This window comes from Polynucleobacter cosmopolitanus (assembly GCF_002224225.1).
GTDB classification, from domain to species: Bacteria; Pseudomonadota; Gammaproteobacteria; order Burkholderiales; family Burkholderiaceae; genus Polynucleobacter; species Polynucleobacter cosmopolitanus.
In genome coordinates this window covers 282,833-303,267 of record NZ_NJGG01000002.1, presented here as the reverse complement: position 1 = coordinate 303,267, position 20,435 = coordinate 282,833, and the positions used below count along the sequence as shown (strand labels likewise).

Annotated in this window: 22 protein-coding genes and 2 tRNA genes; 18 read left to right on the top strand and 6 right to left on the bottom strand. The window is 40.2% G+C overall.

Annotated features, from left to right (window positions below; all coding sequences use genetic code 11):
* Positions 1-135 precede the first annotated feature (135 nt).
* Positions 136-1,608, top strand: coding sequence for a Ppx/GppA phosphatase family protein (locus AOC33_RS07070; RefSeq protein ID WP_089516182.1), 1,473 nt, complete (start codon positions 136-138; stop codon positions 1,606-1,608).
* Positions 1,609-1,662: 54 nt separating this feature from the next.
* On the opposite strand, the gene AOC33_RS07065 is transcribed toward AOC33_RS07070, so the two are convergent.
* The 3 genes from AOC33_RS07065 to AOC33_RS07055 are packed head-to-tail and all read right to left on the bottom strand — an operon-like array spanning position 1,663 to position 4,492.
* Positions 1,663-2,577, bottom strand: coding sequence for a GNAT family N-acetyltransferase (locus tag AOC33_RS07065; RefSeq protein ID WP_089516179.1), 915 nt, complete (start codon positions 2,575-2,577; stop codon positions 1,663-1,665).
* A gap of 50 nt (positions 2,578-2,627) precedes the next feature.
* Positions 2,628-3,659 carry a glycosyltransferase family 4 protein gene (locus AOC33_RS07060; RefSeq protein ID WP_089516176.1) on the bottom strand — a complete coding sequence of 344 codons (1,032 nt, stop codon included), beginning with the start codon at positions 3,657-3,659 and terminating at the stop codon, positions 2,628-2,630.
* Entirely contained in the window at positions 3,656-4,492 is an 837-nt protein-coding gene (locus AOC33_RS07055) for a UDP-2,3-diacylglucosamine diphosphatase (protein ID WP_089516173.1), read from the bottom strand. Before AOC33_RS07055 ends, AOC33_RS07060 begins: the two co-directional genes overlap by 4 nt.
* Before the next feature lie 87 nt (positions 4,493-4,579).
* On the opposite strand from AOC33_RS07055, the gene AOC33_RS07050 reads away from it, so the two are divergent.
* From AOC33_RS07050 to AOC33_RS07035, 4 genes are all read left to right on the top strand, one after another.
* Positions 4,580-5,287 (top strand): lysophospholipid acyltransferase family protein, encoded by a 708-nt coding sequence (locus AOC33_RS07050; protein ID WP_089516171.1) that lies wholly within the window; start codon positions 4,580-4,582, stop codon positions 5,285-5,287.
* 147 nt (positions 5,288-5,434) lie between these two features.
* Positions 5,435-5,998 carry an SRPBCC family protein gene (locus tag AOC33_RS07045; protein ID WP_143744027.1) on the top strand — a complete coding sequence of 188 codons (564 nt, stop codon included), beginning with the start codon at positions 5,435-5,437 and terminating at the stop codon, positions 5,996-5,998.
* Positions 5,999-6,082: 84 nt separating this feature from the next.
* Positions 6,083-6,159 (top strand) — tRNA-Pro (locus AOC33_RS07040).
* Positions 6,160-6,381: 222 nt separating this feature from the next.
* On the top strand, positions 6,382-6,855 hold the full coding sequence (locus tag AOC33_RS07035) for a BLUF domain-containing protein (protein WP_089516166.1): 474 nt from the start codon (positions 6,382-6,384) through the stop codon (positions 6,853-6,855).
* A 46-nt stretch (positions 6,856-6,901) separates the two neighbouring features.
* Here AOC33_RS07035 and arsC read toward each other — a convergent pair whose 3' ends face one another.
* A complete protein-coding gene (gene arsC, locus AOC33_RS07030) occupies positions 6,902-7,249 on the bottom strand; it encodes an arsenate reductase (glutaredoxin) (protein WP_089516163.1) in 348 nt (115 codons plus the stop codon).
* A 92-nt stretch (positions 7,250-7,341) separates the two neighbouring features.
* Here arsC and AOC33_RS07025 point away from each other — a divergent pair.
* From AOC33_RS07025 to AOC33_RS07015, 3 genes are all read left to right on the top strand, one after another.
* Positions 7,342-7,418: transfer RNA gene (locus AOC33_RS07025), tRNA-Arg, on the top strand.
* A gap of 64 nt (positions 7,419-7,482) precedes the next feature.
* A complete protein-coding gene (locus AOC33_RS07020; RefSeq protein WP_089516160.1) occupies positions 7,483-7,998 on the top strand; it encodes an ATPase in 516 nt (171 codons plus the stop codon).
* Between the two features lie 2 nt (positions 7,999-8,000).
* Positions 8,001-8,198 carry a hypothetical protein gene (locus AOC33_RS07015; RefSeq protein ID WP_089516454.1) on the top strand — a complete coding sequence of 66 codons (198 nt, stop codon included), beginning with the start codon at positions 8,001-8,003 and terminating at the stop codon, positions 8,196-8,198.
* 34 nt (positions 8,199-8,232) lie between these two features.
* Here AOC33_RS07015 and AOC33_RS07005 read toward each other — a convergent pair whose 3' ends face one another.
* Entirely contained in the window at positions 8,233-8,754 is a 522-nt protein-coding gene (locus AOC33_RS07005) for a GNAT family N-acetyltransferase (protein ID WP_089516158.1), read from the bottom strand.
* A gap of 418 nt (positions 8,755-9,172) precedes the next feature.
* Between AOC33_RS07005 and AOC33_RS07000 the strand changes: the two genes are divergently transcribed.
* From AOC33_RS07000 to AOC33_RS06990, 3 genes are read left to right on the top strand one after another with little or no spacing between them, the layout of a single operon-like run.
* Positions 9,173-10,099, top strand: a complete 927-nt coding sequence (locus tag AOC33_RS07000; RefSeq protein WP_089516155.1) for a histone deacetylase family protein — start codon at positions 9,173-9,175, stop codon at positions 10,097-10,099.
* Between the two features lie 55 nt (positions 10,100-10,154).
* Positions 10,155-11,642 carry a CYTH and CHAD domain-containing protein gene (locus AOC33_RS06995; RefSeq protein ID WP_089516152.1) on the top strand — a complete coding sequence of 496 codons (1,488 nt, stop codon included), beginning with the start codon at positions 10,155-10,157 and terminating at the stop codon, positions 11,640-11,642.
* A 33-nt stretch (positions 11,643-11,675) separates the two neighbouring features.
* Positions 11,676-12,857 carry an MFS transporter gene (locus tag AOC33_RS06990; RefSeq protein WP_089516150.1) on the top strand — a complete coding sequence of 394 codons (1,182 nt, stop codon included), beginning with the start codon at positions 11,676-11,678 and terminating at the stop codon, positions 12,855-12,857.
* On the opposite strand, the gene AOC33_RS06985 is transcribed toward AOC33_RS06990, so the two are convergent.
* Entirely contained in the window at positions 12,844-13,386 is a 543-nt protein-coding gene (locus AOC33_RS06985) for a GNAT family N-acetyltransferase (RefSeq protein WP_089516147.1), read from the bottom strand. The two genes, AOC33_RS06990 and AOC33_RS06985, sit on opposite strands and share 14 nt — an antisense overlap.
* 221 nt (positions 13,387-13,607) lie before the next feature.
* Here AOC33_RS06985 and AOC33_RS06980 point away from each other — a divergent pair, with 221 nt between their 5' ends.
* The 7 genes from AOC33_RS06980 to phnE all read left to right on the top strand — a co-directional run bounded on the left by AOC33_RS06980 (position 13,608) and on the right by phnE (position 20,434).
* Positions 13,608-15,500 (top strand): PhoX family protein, encoded by a 1,893-nt coding sequence (locus tag AOC33_RS06980; protein ID WP_089516145.1) that lies wholly within the window; start codon positions 13,608-13,610, stop codon positions 15,498-15,500.
* 114 nt (positions 15,501-15,614) lie between these two features.
* Positions 15,615-16,175 (top strand): hypothetical protein, encoded by a 561-nt coding sequence (locus AOC33_RS06975; RefSeq protein WP_089516143.1) that lies wholly within the window; start codon positions 15,615-15,617, stop codon positions 16,173-16,175.
* A gap of 30 nt (positions 16,176-16,205) precedes the next feature.
* Entirely contained in the window at positions 16,206-17,204 is a 999-nt protein-coding gene (locus AOC33_RS06970) for a CorA family divalent cation transporter (protein WP_089516140.1), read from the top strand.
* 57 nt (positions 17,205-17,261) lie between these two features.
* Entirely contained in the window at positions 17,262-17,816 is a 555-nt protein-coding gene (locus tag AOC33_RS06965; protein WP_089516137.1) for an HD domain-containing protein, read from the top strand.
* Positions 17,813-18,658: a phosphonate ABC transporter ATP-binding protein gene (phnC, locus tag AOC33_RS06960; protein WP_089516135.1), complete on the top strand. Its 846-nt coding sequence runs from the start codon at positions 17,813-17,815 to the stop codon at positions 18,656-18,658. The genes AOC33_RS06965 and phnC overlap by 4 nt, the downstream gene beginning before the upstream one ends.
* A gap of 15 nt (positions 18,659-18,673) precedes the next feature.
* On the top strand, positions 18,674-19,621 hold the full coding sequence (gene phnD / locus AOC33_RS06955) for a phosphonate ABC transporter substrate-binding protein (protein ID WP_089516132.1): 948 nt from the start codon (positions 18,674-18,676) through the stop codon (positions 19,619-19,621).
* Positions 19,622-20,434: a phosphonate ABC transporter, permease protein PhnE gene (gene phnE / locus AOC33_RS06950; RefSeq protein WP_089516131.1), complete on the top strand. Its 813-nt coding sequence runs from the start codon at positions 19,622-19,624 to the stop codon at positions 20,432-20,434. It abuts the gene before it with no gap.
* Position 20,435 lies beyond the last annotated feature (1 nt).

The following is a 20,435-nucleotide window of genomic DNA, read 5'->3' as shown; positions in this document are numbered from 1 at the left end:
ACCATGTAATATTGACGTCATAATCTTACTTATCAAAAATAAAAAATCCTAGAAGTGAGCACGAACCATTCCAATTCTCCATACTCTGCTGACGATCTAGTCGCGGCAGTTGACTTGGGCTCTAATAGTTTTCGAATGGTGATTGCTCGGGTGATAGATTCGCCCTCGGGCACTCAAGTAATGCCTATTGATACCTTGAGAGATTCAGTGCGGATGGCTGCTGGTCTTACAGATAATAAACTTCTAGATCAAAAAGCAATCACTCGGGGTCTGGCAGCGATTCATCGTTTTGGGGATCGTTTGAGAGGTTTTAAACCTAAACAAGTTCGTGCTGTAGCCACCAACACCTTGCGTGTCGCACGAAATGCAGATTCATTCATCGAAGAAGCTGAAAAACTATTAGGGTTTCCAATTGAAGTCATTAAAGGACGCGAAGAGGCTAGACTGATTTATATAGGTGCCTCTCATGATGCTCCAGCCTGCTCAGGAAGACGTTTTGTATTAGATATTGGTGGCGGTTCTACAGAGTTCATCATCGGTGATGGCTATGAACCAAAATTACTAGAGTCCTTGTACATCGGTTGTGTTTCTTACAGTCAAGACTTCTTTCCAGGTGGTTTAGTTGACGCCCACTCTTTCAAGCAAGCTGAGATATCGGCGCGAAGAGAAATTCAGGCCATCACCTCTCAATTTTTAAAAGCTGGTTGGAAGCAATCTATTGGTTCATCAGGAACAGCCAGAGCCATTGCAGAATTGATTGCTCAAAATGGCTTTAATGGCCCACCCCACGACTTGCCAGTTGATGATATGGGTGGTGTTATTACCAAAGATGCTCTTTTGGCACTCAAGCAGTCCTTGATCGAATCTGAGTACATTGATCGATCAGAATTGTTGGGTTTAAAGAATGATCGCCGCCCAGTTTTACCGGGCGGTTTAGCGATCATGCTGGCAGCATTTGAAGAGTTGGGCATTGAGCGCATGGAAGTCACTGAGGCGGCACTGCGTTTGGGCGTTCTTTATGACCTTATAGGGCGCTCTCAGCATCATGATATGCGTTATGTGACCGTTGAGCAATTCATGCAACGTTATGGCGTTGATCGTCAACAAGCCAATCGAGTCAGTAATGCCGCCATTTTCTTTTTGAATCAATTTGCTAAGCCAAAGTATGAAAATCGGAAAGATAATGAACAGATACTCTCTTGGGCAGCCAAACTCCATGAAATTGGCTTGAGCATCACTCACAATGGTTATCACAAGCACTCTGCTTATATTGCTACCCATGCAGATATGCCAGGATTTTCAAAGTTAGATCAAGCTAGATTGGCAGCCTTATTATTGGGCCACACGGGAAAACTGGGCAAAATATCCGTGACTTCAAACTATATTGACTGGCGCATGCTCTTTAGTTTGCGCTTGGCGCATGTCTTATGTCGTAGACGTGCCGATGAGAAAATTGATGAGATTATTGTCAAAGAACAAGAGGGCGGTTTTGTTATTAAAGTGCCTAAAGAATGGGTTAAGAAAAACCCATTAACTCAATTTGGACTTGAAAAAGAATCGACTGATTGGAAAAAAATTGGCCGTGAACTCACAATTCAGGTTTTCTAAATAAAACAGCCTCTTTTAAAAGAGGCTGTTAAATCAAATGATTGAATTAATTATTTAGTTATTGCCTAGGAAATGCTTGGCGTACCTTGGGTGAATGTCATCCAGTCTTAGCATTGTCAAGAAGTCAGCAGTATTAAAGTCGGGGTCCCAGGCTGGATTACCACACACCTTAGCGCCTAATCTGAGATAACCCTTGATCAATGCTGGCGGCTCAACTTCTAAGCTGCTGTTCAACTCTTCAATTGGTAATGCCAATCTTGGAAAAACACGGTATTCAATGCTTGTGAGATGTTGCTCATTGTTCAACATCTTGGCTAAGCTGGCTGCGTAGTGGCCACCATCGCCCATTTGTACGCTGGCACAACCCAACATCACTTCATACTGATTCTTCTTCATGTACTGGCCAAGACCGCTCCAAAGAGCCATGATGACGCCACCAGAGCGATAGTCACGATGAACGCATGAGCGACCTACTTCAACAATCTTGTGACGCAAATGTCTTAAGCGAGTCAAATCAAACTCAGAGTCTGAGTATAAGCAGCCCATTTGCTTTGCTTGATGGGGTGGTAAAGCTCTGTATGTGCCGATCACCTTGAGGGTTTCGTTGTCACGAACAATCAAGTGATCACAGAAACTATCAAAAATATCAACGTCCAAACCTTCTTTAGAAGGTTTTAGGTTGGCTCCCATCTCTTCAGCAAAAACCTTGTAGCGCAAACGCTGAGCTTCTTTAACTTCATCTTGATGTCTTGCCCAGCTCACACTGATTGGAGCTGCTTTACTGGTTTGAACAGCAGGAGCTTCAACAGTATTACCACTTTTTTTGCTTGTTGAATTTTGCTGAATACGAGTGATTTTTTCTTTGATAATCTTATGGAGAGGGGCAATCCTCTCAGACATTGTTTTCTTAGAATTTTTATTAAGAAAAGAATCTGCGATTGAAGATAGTGGGTTTGGTAAATCGCTCATTTATTTGCCTATTTATTGTTGATATGTCATCAATTTATTCACTCAATATGTCATGCCAATGACGGGGATTTGACAGTTGTGTGACTTTCAATAGGCTTTAAGTAGCTAAGAAATTGATTGCTGGCGACTTGCCAAGAAAACTTCTCTGCGTGTGCTCTTGCAACTTCACGAGGAATCTTTAGAGCTTCTAAACAAGCCTCACGCAAATCATTGTTCATGGCACCTGATTGAGAGTTTCCAAGCACATCAATCGGTCCAGTTACTGGGTAGGCAGCCACAGGTGTTCCGCAAGCCATTGCTTCAAGAAGTACCAAGCCAAATGTATCGGTTTTACTTGGGAACACAAATACATCAGCCGCTGCATATACCTTGGCTAGTTTTTCTTGTTGTAAAACTCCTAAGTAATGAACTTCTGGATACTTTGCTTTAAGGCTATTCAAAGCTGGACCATCTCCGACGACCCACTTAGAGCCTGGTAGCTTAAGTTCTAAAAATGCCTCAATGTTTTTTTCTACTGCCACTCGACCCACATACAAAAAGATGGGATGAGCAGAATTGAGTTCTTTGGATTCTTGAACCTTGAAAATGTCCAGATCAACGCCTCTGGTCCAGAGAACCACGTTTGTAAAACCATATGACTCTAGGTCATCAATCACCACTTGGGTCGGTGCCATCACGGCCAAGGATGGATCATGGAACCAACGTAAAAACTTGTAGGTGAGTGCCAATGGAATGCCTGTGCGGGCTTTGACGTATTCAGGAAATCGAGTGTGATAAGCCGTTGAAAACGGTAACTTGTGTTTTAAAGCATAAGCTCTGGCAGCAATACCCAAAGGACCCTCAGTCGCAATATGGATGGCATCAGGTCTAAAAGACTCCATTTTTTGACGAACTTTTTTTCCTGGGAAAAGTGATAAAGAAATGTCTGGGTAAGTCGGGCAGGGAATGGTCTTAAATTCCAGTGGGGTGATCATTTCAATTGTGTGCCCCATTTTTTTCAACTCATGCATGGTTTGTTTAAGGGTCCTTACAACGCCGTTGACTTGAGGTTCCCAGGCGTCCGTCACAATCATGATATTCATTTAATAGTCTCCAGTAATTGTTCTTGAGTCATTGAAATTTCGGTTTTAGTCACGCTGATGGTGACCGTTTCGGTGTGTGTAATAGCCACAGGATCGGGCAAAATTTGATTCCAATGAACGATTCTTAAAGAGCCGTCAGCGTTTTCAACTAAGGCAGTTAAACTCTCGACCCAATCCCCATCATTGCAGTAAAGCAAGCCCTCGATTTCTCTGATTTCGGCTTTATGTATGTGACCGCAGACCACGCCATCACAATTTCTGATTCTGGCTTCGCGGGCCATGATCATTTCAAAATCGGCAATAAAGCTGACGGCATTTTTCACTGAATGTTTTAAGTATTGAGAAAGGGACCAATAATTAAGACCCATTCTTGAGCGGATGTGATTGAACCAGCGATTTACCCAGAGGATGAATGTGTACAAGGTGTCGCCAACGTATGCAAGCCACTTGGCGTATTGCATCACCCCATCAAAAAGGTCGCCGTGCGTGATCCAGAGCCGCTTTCCATCAGCGGTTGTATGAATCACTTCATCTTCTACTTTGATGTCGCCAAAGCTCATACCGAAAAATTGGCGGGCCATTTCATCGTGATTGCCTGGTATGTATATGACCTCACAACCTTTTCGGGCTTTACGTAGTAACTTTTGAACCACATCATTATGGGCTTGCGGCCAAAACCAACGTTTTCTTAATTGCCAGCCATCAATGATGTCACCAACCAAGTAAATTTTGTCAGCATCGTTGTGTTTTAAGAAATCGAGGAGATAATTTGCTTGGCAGCCAGCGGTGCCTAGGTGAACATCAGAAATCCATATTGCGCGGTATTGATTCATGAGTTCACATTGGGCACGACCTATTTGAAACTATGATGTCAAATTGATGTCATATTCGTGACATAGAAATATGCCAAGATTCCCTCCATGAAATCCTTTTTCCTTGTCATCCATCTGGTATCAGCCATTCTGAAGTGCGCAATATTTCCTGTATTGCCAGGCAAATTGCGCAAGAAGCTGGTCCAGCGTTGGTGTATTCGTTTGCTCAGAATCTTGAAGGTGAAGGTCGTCATTCATGGAGATCCCACAACTTTATTTGGTGCTCAGCCATATCTATTGGTGGCCAATCACATATCTTGGTTGGATATTCATGTCATCAATTCGATTCGGCCGGTGATCTTTGTTGCCAAGGCAGATGTTTCAAAGTGGCCAATCTTTGGTTACTTGGCCAATATGCTGGGCACTATTTTTCTTAAAAGAGAAAAACTGTCTGATATCAAGCGAGTGATTCAACTCATGAAGGAAAAACTCACCAATCAGGAAGTGGTGGCTATATTTCCTGAAGGAACTTCTTCAGATGGAAAAGAAGTATTGCCATTTAAATCAAATTTATTTGAGTCAGCTCATCAGGCCCATGTGGATGTTTTACCCATCACAATTCAATACAAAGAGAATAATCAGTATTCAGATAGAGCAGCTTTTATTGGCGACATGGAGTTGATCGACTCTATTAAAAACATCTTAAATACTGATCATTTGGAGGTTCACATCAATATCGCTGAGAAACTTCCGGCTCATTTTACGCGCCAAGAATTGGCATCTCAAGCACACCAACTGGTGGCATCAAAGGTCTGATTTTATTTAGTTTCGATGCTAAGAAATTTCTTCGTTAAAAAGTAATTTCCAGGCTGCCTTATAAGCAACAATTTCAGCAGTTTCTTTGGTTCTCTTCACAAATAAAATCTTCAGTGCTTCGTTATTTTCTCGGATTATGATTTGCTTATGAAAAAAATAATTACTCTAGTTGGTCTTATGATTTTCCAAATTTGTTTTGCTGATGGTGATTTTGATCGCTTTAATGTCCAAGCAAAAGTGATTCGTCAGGATGACACTTTTTTATTTGCGGCCAGCTTTCAAACGCCACTGACAGCGTGCCAAGCTTACCGTTATCTAACTGATTACGAAGCAGCAAAAAAAGTACCTGGTGTGACAGAGTCCAAGTCTACCCGGATATCTAGTAATAAGGTGTTGGTTGAGCGCTCTGCTGAAGAAAAGATCCTATTTTTCAAGGTTAAATTACATACCTTAATTGAATACACTGAGCAGCCAATCAAGGGAACAGAATTTATTCAAATCAAAGGAGACTCCAAAAGATTTTCTGGTAAATGGTTTGTTGAGCCTAATATTTTGGGAAGTGTCATCAGACATGAGGGGGTCTTAGAACCAGATTCCCATTTGCCCATGTTTGTTATCAAATACTTCATTGAAAATAGACTAGAAGATCGCTTCAAAACCATGGCGAAGCTATCTGCTGAGCGTAAAACAATAGAAGTAGCTTGTAATTAAAGCTTTATAAACAATAGTCTAGAGGTTAGTTGACTGTCCAAATTTGCTAACAAACTGCCCATGGGTTACAATATCGGTCTTAGTCGGAGTGTGGCGCAGTCTGGTAGCGCACCTGGTTTGGGACCAGGGGGTCCAAGGTTCGAATCCTTGTACTCCGACCACTTTCAATTCGCATCACTCGATGCAGCAACCTCCAAAAATTCTTCAAAGCATCTTTCACTCAAAGATTGTTGAAACTTCGCATCAATGACATTGATTTGTTGCATGGCAGCATCGTTATATCAACACTTTATTGAATTTATGTCTACTATCTGACTTAGACGTAAGGCTAATAACAGATTAGTTTTGTCTAATACTATTTATAAAGATTTCAAAAATTAAATATGTCATTTGTAGAAGATTCCCAAATTAACTTTGCCAACTTTCCAACTGATCAGCTCATTGAATTGAGTTATGTCAGTCAGTCAGCGAATGACATGGGTATTTTGGGTTTGATGAACTTGCTTGAAGATGTGGTTCATAAAAATAAGCGCAATGGCATCACAGGTGTTTTGTTCTATGACAACTGCATTTTTGGTCAAATCATGGAAGGCTATCCCCAGCACGTTGAACTAATCTGGAAGTCCATTGCTGCTGATCCGCGCCATAAAGAAATTCAAGTGCTAGATATCAATCCATTGCAAAAGCGACGCTTTAGTAATTGGTCGATGAAGTTCTACGGCTCAGATGAGATCAGTCAGTATGTGCCTGAACTAAAGATGGGTTTAAAAGATACTGGCGCAACTTTGCCGAATGAGATTCTGACTTTGATGAGATCAGTCAGCGACCAAAATGATGATGCCAAAAATCAAGGCTAAGCATTTAGCAATGCAAATCTAACTCAATAGATCTAACCCAAAAGATTTAACTCAGTAAATCCAGAATTTTCTCAGGTGGACGGCACAAGGCCCCTTGGTTGCCATTGATAGCAATAGGGCGGTTCATCAAAATGGGGTGTTGCAACATGAACCCAATGAGATCTTCATCACTCCACTGTGGATTGCCCAAGTCTAATTCTTCAAAAGGGGTTCCCTTTTGGCGCAAGATATCTCTAACAGAACCACCTGTGGCCTTGATGATGTGACGCAATTCAGCTTCTGAGGGAGGAGTGGTCAAATACAAAACCACTTGATGGGGCTCACCAGAGTTCTCGAGGATTTCTAGGGTATCACGAGAGGTTTTGCACTTTGTGTTGTGGTACAGGGTGATCATGGCAAAACTCTTATATGTAGATGAATTCTCATGATTATCGTATATGAGCCAGGTCTTTTAGACCTCCGCTATAATCTAGCTCTAATCAAAGACTGCCCATAGCTCAGCTGGATAGAGCACCGCCCTTCTAAGGCGTAGGTCGCACGTTCGAATCGTGCTGGGCAGGCCAAATTCCCAAGATCTTTTCGAGTAGTAATTATCTTTGCGTTATTTAGTTCTATAGAATGTAGGTAATGACCGCTAACAGCAAAAAAATTATTATCATTGCAGGTCCAAACGGAGCTGGTAAAACCACGTTTGCTAAAAACTTTTTACCAAAAGAGGCCCATACATTTCGATTCATAAATGCAGATCTCATTGCCGCTGGTTTGTCGCCGTTTGATCCTGAATCTGTTGCCTTTAAGGCTGCGCGTTTAATGTTAAAAGAGCTGGATGAATATACTCAAGCCGGTGAGAGCTTTTCTTTTGAAACGACATTGTCAGGGACTCATTACTTGCAGCGTATTGAGGAATGGAAAAATTTAGGTTACGCTGTAAAACTTTGGTTTATTAAACTAAGTTCACCTGAATTGGCAATTTCTAGGGTGGCTGAGAGAGTTGCTCAAGGAGGGCATAACATTCCCGAGGAAATTATCCGTAGGCGCTTCGTCGCAGGTTTGGCAAATTTACCCAATTACCAAAAAGCAGTAAAATCATGGGTATTGTTGGATGGAGATAAAACTCCGCCGGAACAAATTGAACAGGGGTAATTATGACAAATCCAAGTAAAGATATTCGTAATTCACCAGATCCTGATATCGCTGGTTCATACTATGCTATGCAACGCGCTGGACAGGCGGCAATAGATCTCGCAATTCAAACCAATACAGCGATAGTAACTACTATCGACGGAAAAATTGTTCGCATACCAGCCACTGAATTGATCAAACACCGCCCTTCTAAGGCGTAGGTCGCACGTTCGAATCGTGCTGGGCAGGCCATCTCTAGTTTGTTATCAAATGATAAAACTTCATTTGTCTAAATAAGGCTTCCTTAATGAAAGTCTGAATATTCGGAGGTGGTAATTTAAATTTAACCTCCGCATCTCCCATCATATTTTTTGGTATCAATTGATACTTTTCACAAAGTTGTTTAATCGCAATGTTTTGATTAACACAGTGCATGAACAAGAAATCAAAGTTCCTATTTCTTGCCCAATTAATACATTCGTCTAGCATCAAACTAGCAATCCCACGTTGTCGATGATTTGGGGTAACAATTAAGCCAAATTCAACATCTTTGTTGTTAATGGCGATGTGAGTGATTCCGACCCACTGACCATCTTTTGCAGCAATAAGTAAATAGTGATGTTCTTTCGACAAAATCATCTTATCGATGAGTGAATCAATTACTAAATTTTTGGTAACTAATCCAAAATAACTTGTCAGAGTTTCTTGATCAAGATTTTTGAGCCAATCTCCATATTCATACCATCTTGAGGAAGGTAGAAAAAACGTATTGGTCACACTAGCCGCCTATCCAATTTGAAGCGGAGAACTTGATGAAGGTACTTCTAGCTTCTTGCCAGGCAAAATATATCTTACGGGTGACTCTCAATAATTTTTTCATGTCTATCCTTGTGGTGAAGGTTAAAAACAAATAATGATTCTTTTGGAATCACTTATTCACATTATTATCGGTTTGTTGCAAGGTCATGAAGGAAATAAGAATTTATTAAGACTATCTTTGTTTGGATCAAAAAAAAGACCCCATTTAAGGGGTCATGTAAGAGGAGAGGTTTATCTTTTTAGTTTTCATTTATGACTATAGAGACTTAATATGTTCAATTAATGACAATAATCATGAATTCATCGAATTAAGTTGTGGCATCATCTGTCTTAGACCAACATTCAATCTAATTAGAACAATTAGATTATTTCTCAAATGAGCACTGCTTACATCAGTCATAGAGACTCGCTAGAACACTATATGGGTGAGTATCACCCGGAGTCTCCTGATCGTGTGAAGGCGATTGAAGACCAATTGATATTGAGTCGTATTGAGCCATTCTTAACCTATTTAGATGCTCCCTTAGCGACAGAGAGTCAGCTTGAGTTAGTTCACACAAAAGAACATATTAAAAATATTCAGATGTTTGTTCATGAAAATGAATATCGTGTGATTGATTCTGACACAAAAATGAACCCGCACAGCTATCAAGCAGCACTAAGGTCAGTCGGCGCTTCAATTACTGCTGTGGATAAAGTAATGTCTGGTGAGGTAAAGAACGCTTTTGCCTGTACTCGCCCACCAGGACATCACGCCGAACCCAATAGAGCGATGGGATTTTGTTTTTTCAATAACATTGCTATAGCAGCAAAGTATGCTCTTGAAAAGTACTCACTTCAGCGTGTGGCCATCATTGATTTTGATGTTCACCATGGTAATGGTACTGAAATGGCTTTTAAAGATGATTCACGTGTTTTGATGTGTAGTTTTTTTCAGCACCCTTTGTACCCTTATTCAGAGGTTCATGAAAACTCTCCTAATATGTTAAACACTCCAGTGCCAGCATATACTGACGGCAAGGTAATTCGACAATTAGTTGAAACTCAATGGCTACCAAAGTTGCGCGAATTTAAACCAGAGTTTATTTTTATTTCTGCTGGTTTTGATGCTCATCGAGAAGATGAGTTAGGGCAGATGGGGTTGGTTGAGGCAGACTACGCTTGGATAACGCGACAGCTGATGAATATTGCAGATGAATATTCACATGGCCGTATCGTTAGCTGTCTTGAGGGTGGGTATCACTTGTCTGCATTGGCTAGAAGTGTTGTCGCCCATTTAAAAGAACTTGCAGATCTTGGTTAATTTTAAACATGGCAACAGCCAAGTATAAAAATTCAATTGATTTGAAGATCAAAGTATGAATGAATTTGAACTGAAATTAGTTTTCCCTGATGAACGATTGACTGAGATTGAAAAATTTGTGATCTCTAAGGGTGGCATTCGGCGTCAAAAATTACAAGCTTTTTACTTTGATACGGATGCATTCACTTTAGCCAAAGCTGGCATAGCTATCAGAATTCGCAAAGAGGGAAGATTTTGGATTCAAACGCTTAAAGCAAGTAGCTCTTCACAGTTTGAGAGGTTGGAACACAATGTTGTGATTCAGCATGTGGGTTCAACCGTACCCCTTTTGAATGTGCATCTTCATCATGAGCATCCTGCGCATAAAGTCTTAATGAAAGTATTGCGAGATGCAAAACATGGGCCAGATCAACTGTCTGTCAGATATCAAACAGATATATGGAGAAGACCTGCCTTGGTTCGTGCGCGTGGAGCCATGCTTGAGTATGCTTTAGATATTGGAATGATTAAGGCATATCAATCCAATGGTGAAGAAAGACTGATTCCTGTCCGTGAGTTAGAGATTGAGCTCAAGTCAGGAGACAAGCTAGCCGTTATTAATCATGCAAAAGTATTGATTAGTCGATTCAGTGCAACGATTGACACTCGAAGTAAAGCTCAAAGGGGTTACCTGGCTGCCAGAGGTCTTTCCTCAAGTCCTCCTACCAGGGCTAAAGAGGTTACCTTGCCGAACCAACATGATGGCGCTATTGCTGCCGTATTACTAAATTCTTGTATTGATCAAATACTACCGAATGTCAGCGAGATTAATGCGGGACTTGAAGCATTTGATGAGCATATTCATCAATTGAGGGTGGGTTTGCGGCGCTTAAAATCTGCGATGAAAGTGTTGGGATTGATACAGATTTATCTAACAGAGTCTGATTTAAAGCAATTGATATTGGTCTTTGGTCAGTTGGGCCAGTACCGAGACCATCATTTTTTTGATGAAAAATTAAAGCCCGCTCTGTCTGCTGTTGATGCTCCTGATATGAGCTTAACTTCTGTGAGCGATTTGCCTGATCCTAAAGGTATTTTGCAGGCTAAGAATTTTCAATTGTTTTGTTTATCAATCATTGAGATATCAATAGTACAAGAAAAATCAACGTCCGAATCAAAAAGATTAAAACCTTTATTAATTCAGGAGCTAAACAAAGTCCTTAAGGAAACAAAACAACTGGCAAGCTGTTTTATGGAGATTCCTGATGAAAGGCGCCATAAGTTACGCAAACGACTTAAACATCTTCGGTACACTTTGGAATTCTTCACAGACTTTTGCAATACCGATAAATACAAAAATTATTTAAGAAGTTTGGGTCAAGTTTTAGAGGCGTTAGGGCATTACAACGATATTTGCGTTGCCATTGAAAAATCTCAAGAACGTTTATCAGTTGATTCAAATATTCTTTTTGCGATGGGATGGTTAAAAGCAGAACGGACCCGCTCATGCATTGAATGCGCGCAAGCCGTTAAAACATTCAGTGAAGTTAAGAAAATTTGGTGATTTGACTAAAAAGTCGAATCAACTTTTCTCCACATGCTCACTAATCTGAAATTTCTACCAGGAAGCGTTTGGCTCATTGGCCTCATTAGTTTCATGAATGACTTTGCCAGTGAGATGATATATCCACTGATACCATTTTATTTGGCTACAACTTTATTATCTGGTCCAAAAATTCTTGGCTTAATTGAGGGTATTGCTGAAGCAACGGCGAGTCTATTTAAACTAATTTCCGGCGTACTCTTTGATAAGTTTCATAATGCAAAGCTTTGGATGTTAATAGGTTATAGCTTTGCGGGATTTGGACGACCACTTTTAGCATTTGCAAATAGTTGGATTTGGATTTTATCTATTCGATTTGTTGACCGAATTGGTAAAGGCCTGAGAAGTTCGCCACGTGATGCTTTATTAGCTTTTAGTGTTTCTGAAAAACAAAGGGGCTTGGCTTTTGGATTGCATCGCTCATTTGATAATGCGGGAGCAGTATTAGGCCCATTGGTAGCAACTTTTCTTCTTTTTATGGGACTGCCCCTGAAAGATGTTTTTATTTGGTCATTGCTACCAGCAATTATTGCAATGTGTCTGACTTTTTTAATCGTTGAGCCAAAAATTAAAGTTTCGCCATCTTTTGAAAAATTTAGTTGGTCATTGAAGGGTTTATCTCAGGATTTTAAGAAATATTTGTGTGTCATTGCATTATTTACATTGGGCAATTCATCAGACATGTTTCTTTTATTGCGCGCCAAGGAGCTCGGAGTTCCTCTTGAGCAAATTCCTTTATTGTGGGCTGCTGTGTCTTTTATTACTGCAATTTTGGGAACGCCATTGTCAGCCTTATCCGACCGTTTTGACAGAAAGCTATTTATCTTGATTGCTTGGCTTGCATTTTCTTGTGTTTACTTTTGTATGGGTTTAGATGGTGTGACTGTACCCATCTTATTTGGGCTATTCGCACTTTACGGAATTTTTAAAGCAGCTACAGAAGGGGTCGAAAAAGCATTGGTTGCTGATATGGCGCCAATTCATCTAACCGGCACTGCCTTTGGATGGTTTAACTTGATTTCTGGGGTGATGCTACTACCCGCATCTTTCATATTTGGTTGGTTATATGAAGTACATGGCCCCTTTTATGCATTTAGTTTTTCTGCCACTTTGGCTGGAAGTTCCGCATTACTGATGTTGTTATGGATTTATAAAAAAAGGGTTATTTCACAGTAAATGTTGTGATCATCATTGTCATATCATCTGGATCTCGCGTGCATTCTGCGCCAAGGTTAGACATCAGGGTGAGCATTTCATGATTATCCGACATCACATACCCATGAAGTTTCTTGTAACCATTTTCCTGAGCAGCTCTGAAAATTATTTCCATTAAATGAGATCCCACGCCCTCGTGTTGAAAGTCATCTCGAACGGAAATTGAAAATTCAGCCTCTCCTGGGATACTTTCCTCGACATACCTGACAATTCCAATGAGTGTTTTTTCTTCAGAGTTGTCATGTTGAAGAAAAGCGCCAATCGCTAGATCATCTTTTCTATTTGCTTGAACAATCTTATTTAAAAGATCCTCAGGTAAATCATTAAGATATTGATAGTATCGATAGTAGCGACTCTTGCTTGAGAGATGGTCAAATAAGTCTTTAACGCAAGATCTATCTTTCTCAGACATGGGTCTTAGACCATAGGTCCCTTGCACAATTTGATGAGGTGTCTTCAACAATTCGGAGAATGATTTATTTTTATGCATTTTATAAATGATACTCACTGAATTAAAAAAATCCCAGCAGAGCTGGGTAATTGTCGTCAAACCATATTTTTAGGACTACTTTTTCACAATATCTTAGTGTCATGACAAATTAATGACCAATGAAAGACCAATACAGCATGTCTAAGTTAAGAATTTCATTGAAGTGAAACAATTTTGGGTAAATATGGAGTTATTTTCCAAAAATACAATTAGGTGTTGAAATGAATGAATTTGATGATGTTGTAGTTAACCCAACTGGTAAAAAGTCCTTGACTGAGTTGGTCAATCCGCAGCGAAGAAACATCATGATTTCTTCTGCCATCGCGATGCTGTTTTCCCAAGCAGAGGTTATTGCTGCAGAAAATCGCTCGTCAAAATTATTTTCTTTTGAATCTGTGTCTTACAGTTCTGCCAATGATGACATCCAATTGCCGCCTGGTTATCAGTGGTCCGTGGTTGCGGCTTGGGGTGATTCAATCAACGGAGCGTCAAAGAATATTGCACCTGATGTCTCAGATACTGCTGCTGATCAGGAAAGCCAATTTGGCATGCATCATGATGGCTGTGCATTTTTCCCCATTAAAGTGAATGGGTCTGAATCTATAAAAGGCTTGTGGGTCACTAACCACGAATATACAGATGACGGGCTATTGCATCCTAGTGGTATGGAACCTTGGACTGCCGAAAAGGTCAAAAAATCACAGGCTGCACATGGAGTCACGGTGTCGGTCATTGAAAAATCGGCGAGTGGAGATTGGGCTGTAGTCACTGATAAACGTTCTAGAAGAATCACCGCTTATTCCCCATGTGCCATCAGTGGTCCAGCAGCAGGTAGCGTTTACATGAAAACAGCCTTTGATGAAAAAGGTCGTGAGGCTTTAGGAACGCTCAATAATTGTGCCAATGGTGTTACTCCTTGGGGCACTTATTTGACTTGCGAGGAAAACTTCAATGGTTATTTTGTTAAAACTGGTAAGCCAAACTTACAAGAAGCTCGAGTCGGTGTCAATACAAAAGGATTTGGTTATCGTTGGCATGAGCATGATGAGCGATTTAATTTAGATAAACATCCAAATGAAATCAATCGATTTGGCTGGGTTGTTGAAATTGATCCGCAAGATCCAGATGCACAACCCATCAAGAGAACAGCATTGGGTCGCTTTAAGCATGAGGGCGCTGTTGTCACAATCGCAAAAAATAAAAAAGTGGTTGTCTACATGGGGGATGATCAAAAAAATGAATATGTGTATAAATTCGTCAGTAAAAAAACATTTAATTCAGCAAACCCAATTGAAAATAAGAAGTTACTGGACGAGGGAACTTTGTATGTGGCTCGCTACGACGCAGATGGTCAGGGAAGATGGATTGCTCTTGAACATAATAGAAATGGCTTGACCGCCGCCAATGGATTTCCGAATCAAGCTTACATAGTAATCAACGCACGTTTGGCGGCTGATTTTGTTGGTGCCACATCGATGGATCGTCCGGAGTGGGTTGCCGTTCATCCGAAAAATAAGGATGTTTATGTGACATTGACCAATAATTCTGATAGAGGTTCACAGATTCCGTTAAATGCGGCCAACCCTAGAGCATCAAATTCAATGGGGCACATTGTTCGTTGGTCTGAAGCCAATGGTGACAGTGCTGGAACAGTCTTTAAATGGGAAATCTATACTTTGGCGGGAGATCCAAACAGTACCCAAGCGCATTTAAGAGGTAATGTGATTGGCGATACCCTCGGGTCTCCGGATGGGTTATGGTTTGATCGACGTGGAATTCTTTGGACACAGACGGATATTTCAACTTCTACCCTGGGTAAAGGTGCCTATGCTAATTTACCAAATAATGCGATGTACGCATCAGACCCTGCAAGCAAAGAATTTAGAAGATTCTTGATTGGCCCCAAAGGTTGTGAGATCACAGGTGTTGATATGACCCCAGATTTAAAAACCATGTTTATCAACATTCAGCATCCGGGCGAGTCACCTTCTGAGAGATCAGACCCTAAGAATACGAAAGTGATTTCCAGTTGGCCAGATAAAGATAAATTCACGCGACCAAGATCTGCCACAATCGCTATTTGGAGAAAAGATGGCAAAGAAGTAGGCCTATGATTCAAGTATATTTTTATTTAAAACTTATAGAATCGTGATGAGTTAATGAAAATATTAAAAAACAAGAAAACTAATGTTAATCAGGTATTCTTAAGGAATTCATAGGAGGAAGAAATGTCTAAAACATTTGTTAATCGAATTACTTTGAGTGGCAATCTAGCTGTTGAATCTCTAAATTCAGAAATTAATAATCGTTTCATCGCAGATGAGGGCCAGTATGGTCCTGGCGACAATTTTTCTATTTATCGTATTTTTTATGGCTTGTCGACAACAGAAGCCAAGCAAGTTAACCGCGAAGATGACATTAAAGAAATGTGGTACTCGGATGACTCCGAGTGGGAGCATCCATCCACAGGATTTACGATTTTTAGCGCCCCTGAAAAATTAGATGATCTTCAAAATCATATATTAACGTTTGCTGCTACTTTGGATGAAAAATTAATTGTATGCAATCAAGCCTACAACTTGCCTATCAGCAAATGTTCCGTCAGATACGTTGTCTTAGACGGCCAAGAAATTTGTGAATTCAAAGCTTCTGCAAAAATAGATTTACCAAAAAAACACACAGAAGAAACAGATCGCATGATTGATTTTGTGCGTGAAGAGGTCAAGCAAGAAGCATTCAAGAAAATGATGAAAAAAATTTCTTGGGTTAAAAAGTCAATGTACAAATAATGTCATTGATTCTTACCTGTAAATAATGTCATGAATTTAAATAGCTTGCCGGTCAGTGGGCTTATTTTTGCTTGGCTATTTAATTCTGATGGGGAAGGGCGTGAAGTTGTCTTAAGTGGACAAGAGCTATTAAGCTTATCCGCAACTGATTCAGTTTGGCTGCATTTAAACTATGCCAATACCCAAGTCCAGAGTTGGTTGAAATCATCACAACACCTTCCTGAGGATATAGTTGAAATTTTGCAGGATGATGTCGGGCGAGTCAGACAAAAAACATTTTGTCGAGTGGATGATGCTCATTTGATCTTTTTTAATGATTTTCTGAAAGAATTTAATCAAAAAAATTCTGAAGAAATTGTGACAATGTGGATTATTTGTATCAATAATGTTTTCATTACATTGCGTCCTCATCCTGTTGAAGCGCCAGATATTCTTAAGCGCTCCTTGATATCTGGCAAGCTAAAGCTTAAGAGTGTCGGTGATGTATATCGGCACTTATTGGAGATTCGTGAGGATTGTGTACACGATACCGCCAATCAACTCATGGATCGCATGGATCAATTAGAAGAGATTATCATCCGTGGCGAGACTTTGCCAGAGCATGAGACTTTGGGAAGAATCAGAATTCAATGTAACCGCATGAGAAGATACTTTGCTCCAGAGGGTATCGCTATCAATCATTTGATTAGAAATCGTGCACCCTGGATGAATGATGATAACTTTCAAGAAATATCAGAATTCTCTGAAAAATTATCAGTTCTAATTCAAGACCTGGATCATTTGTATGAGCGTGCAAAAGTACTTCAAGACGAACAAGCTGCCCACGTTGCTCAATTCAACGCTAATAGCCTACAAGTTCTATCGACCATGACTGTCATCTTTTTGCCTATGACCCTGATTACCGGGATCATGGGCATGAATATGAGTGATTTGCTGGGTTTGGAATCCTCATTCTATGAGGTAATGTTTTTGATGGGGTTGGCTGGTGCATCCATGTTTGCATATTTGAAAATTAAAAAAATGATGTGATTTTCTTAATTTAGATTATGTAATCAAAGTGTCACAGCCATATGCCATATTCATGGGATGAAAGTTTCTGGCAAATCAATTATTAATCTTTACGAGTCTAAAGGTGATTTAAAGTATTCGGGTGAGGATATCACTCAACTTGAACATGCTTGGCAGTGCGGTCAATTAGCTAAGGAGGCTCTCGTTAGTCCTCACTTACAATTGGCAGCTTGGATACACGATATAGGACACTTGTTATCTAAGTTAGAGGGCACTCCAACTCTTTATGAGCGTGATGACCAACATGAAGTTATTGCCAGTAAATTCCTTGAGTCATTGTTTTCTGACTTGGTTTGCCAACCAATCGCCCTTCATGTAAAGGCAAAACGCTATTTAGTAACAACTGAATCCTCTTACTTTGATTCTCTCTCTTCTGACTCAGTGAGAAGCCTGAGATTACAGGGTGGAATGATGAGTCCTGAAGAATGTAATGACTTTATTCAGTATCCATTTCATAAAGATGCTATTCAATTAAGGTATTGGGATGATTTGGGTAAGCGCTCGGATCTTCAATTACCTGATCGTCAACTTGTGTTGAGTGAACTTGAAGAACTGATTGAGGTGTGCTCATGAGTCAGACTGTGCTTAGAGTTTCTCATGCAAATAAAACTTTTCGGGCATTTGAGCGCAAAACAACAGCCTTGAATGGTGTCTCATTTTCAGTGAATGCAGGGGAGACGGTAGCTCTCTTAGGAGCCTCCGGATCAGGAAAATCAACACTGATCAGAGCAATTTGTGGACTTGAAGTTTTAGATGAGTCAAGTGGAAACATTCATATCGGCGATGAAGAAATCCAGGCAAGCGGTAAGCTAAGCCCCAATATCAGACACATTCGATCGTCTGTGGGAGTTATTTTTCAGCAATTCAACTTGGTGAATCAGCTTGATGTCATCACCAACGTTTTGGTTGGGTTGGGTTCGAAGAAAAATATCTTTCAATTACTTTCTAGACGATTTTCTTCAGAAGAAAAAGCCCTTGCCCTTGATGCACTAGAAAAAGTTGGAATGGTTGATTACGCATATCAGCGAGCTTCAACACTATCTGGTGGCCAACAACAAAGAGTTGCCATTGCGAGAGCTTTGGTGAAGGGCTCAAAATTATTATTAGCTGATGAGCCAGTCGCATCACTTGATCCAGAGTCTGCTAGAAAAGTGATGGAGTTGATGGTTAATTTGACGAAACAGTTTGGGTTGACTCTTATCACAAGTTTGCACCAAGTTCATATCGCAAAAAAATGTTGCGATAGAACAATTGCTCTTAATAAGGGCAATCTTGTATATGACGGAAAAACATCTGATCTAACCAAAGAATCTCTTGCTCGACTGTATGGTTCACAGCTCGGAGATATTGAAATGGGGTATGAAGAAACACCCTTAACCACTGAAGCACGTCCAACCTTAGTTCTAGTTAATTAATCAATAGGAGTTCGCATGTTGAAAAAAGTCATTATTGCTGGATTGCTTGCGTTAAGCACAGTCACAGTGTTCGCAAAGGAAATTAGTTTTGGCATCATTGCCACAGATTCAGCCACTGCCCAAAGAGATCGTTGGGAGCCATTTTTCCGTGATATGGAAAAGGCAACTGGCCTAACAATTAAGTCATTCTATGCACCTGACTATGCTGGTGTTATTGAAGCGATGAGATTTAATAAGGTTCAAGTTGCTTGGTACGGTAATAAGGCAGCCATGGAAGCTGTTGATCGCGCATCCGGTGAGGTATTTGCTCAAGTTGGATATGCTGATGGATCATGGGGCTACCACGCATTGTTAATTACTCACAAAGATTCTCCATATCAAAATGTGGATGATGTTATTAAAAATGGTAAGAACATTAATTTTGGTATTGGTGATCCAAACTCAACATCTGGATTCTTAGTTCCAACTTACTATATTTTTGCTCAACGTAAGATTGATCCAAGAGCAACTTTTAAAACAGTTAGAAACGCAAGCCATGGCGCGAATATCCAAGCAGTTCTTGCAAAACAAGTGGATGTTGCTACCAATAACACAGAAGATTATGGTCGTCTAGAAGCAACTAAACCTGAATTGGCAAAAGATATTCGTGTTATCTGGAAAAGCCCATTGATTCCAAGTGATCCATTTGTATGGCGCAAAGATCTTGATTCAGCAACTAAAGAAAAAATCAGAAATTTCGTTTTGAATTATGCAAAGAATAATCCTGCAGAAAAAGAAGTTTTAAAAAATATCTATAACTACGCAGGTTTCAGAGCTTCAACGAATGCTCAATTGGATCCAATTCGTCAGCTAGAGTTATTCAAAGAGCGTGGAAAAGTTGAAAGTGATGCCACTATGAATGACGCTGATAAGAAGAAAAAATTAGCAGAAATTGATACTGCATTAGCTAAGTTGAAGAAATAAATGTTTTATACGCCCACCCAAGACTCTCTAGAAAAAGTTAAGGCAAAAGCCTTATCTGATAAACCCGGGATTATTTATTATCTTGGTTGGGCTTTATTTTTCTTGGTTTTAGTGTGGTCATGGAAGGGGGCAGAAATTCGCCCCCTTGACTTGATCAAAGATTCAAGCAATATGGCAACTTATGCCAAAGATTTTTTCCCGCCCAATTTTAGGGACTGGAAGTTATATGTTAGTGAAATGATTGCAACTGTTCAGATTGCCATTTGGGGCACTTTGTTAGCAATTATTTTTGCAGTTCCTCTAGGTCTTCTAAGTTCTTCAAATGTCGTCAAACCATGGGTTTATCAACCAGTTAGACGCATGATGGATGCGCTGCGTGCAATTAATGAAATGGTCTTCGCCATGTTATTCATTGTTGCGGTTGGTCTTGGTCCATTCGCTGGTGTTTTAGCTCTGTTTGTTCATACAACTGGTACTTTAGCCAAACTTTTTTCTGAGGCCGTGGAAGCTGTCGATCCAAGGCCTGTTGAGGGGATTCGTGCAACAGGAAGTCATCCTATTGCAGAAGTTGTTTTTGGGATCATTCCTCAAGTGATGCCCTTGTGGATTTCATATTCACTTTATCGATTTGAATCAAATGTGCGCTCGGCCTCCGTTGTCGGAATGGTTGGTGCAGGCGGAATTGGGGTGATTCTCTATGAAGTTATTAGAGGGTTTCAATATGCAGAAACTTGTGCAGTTCTCATCATTTTGATTGTGACTGTGACTATCATTGATTTAATTTCGTCGTTCTTAAGGCGCATTGTTACCTAAA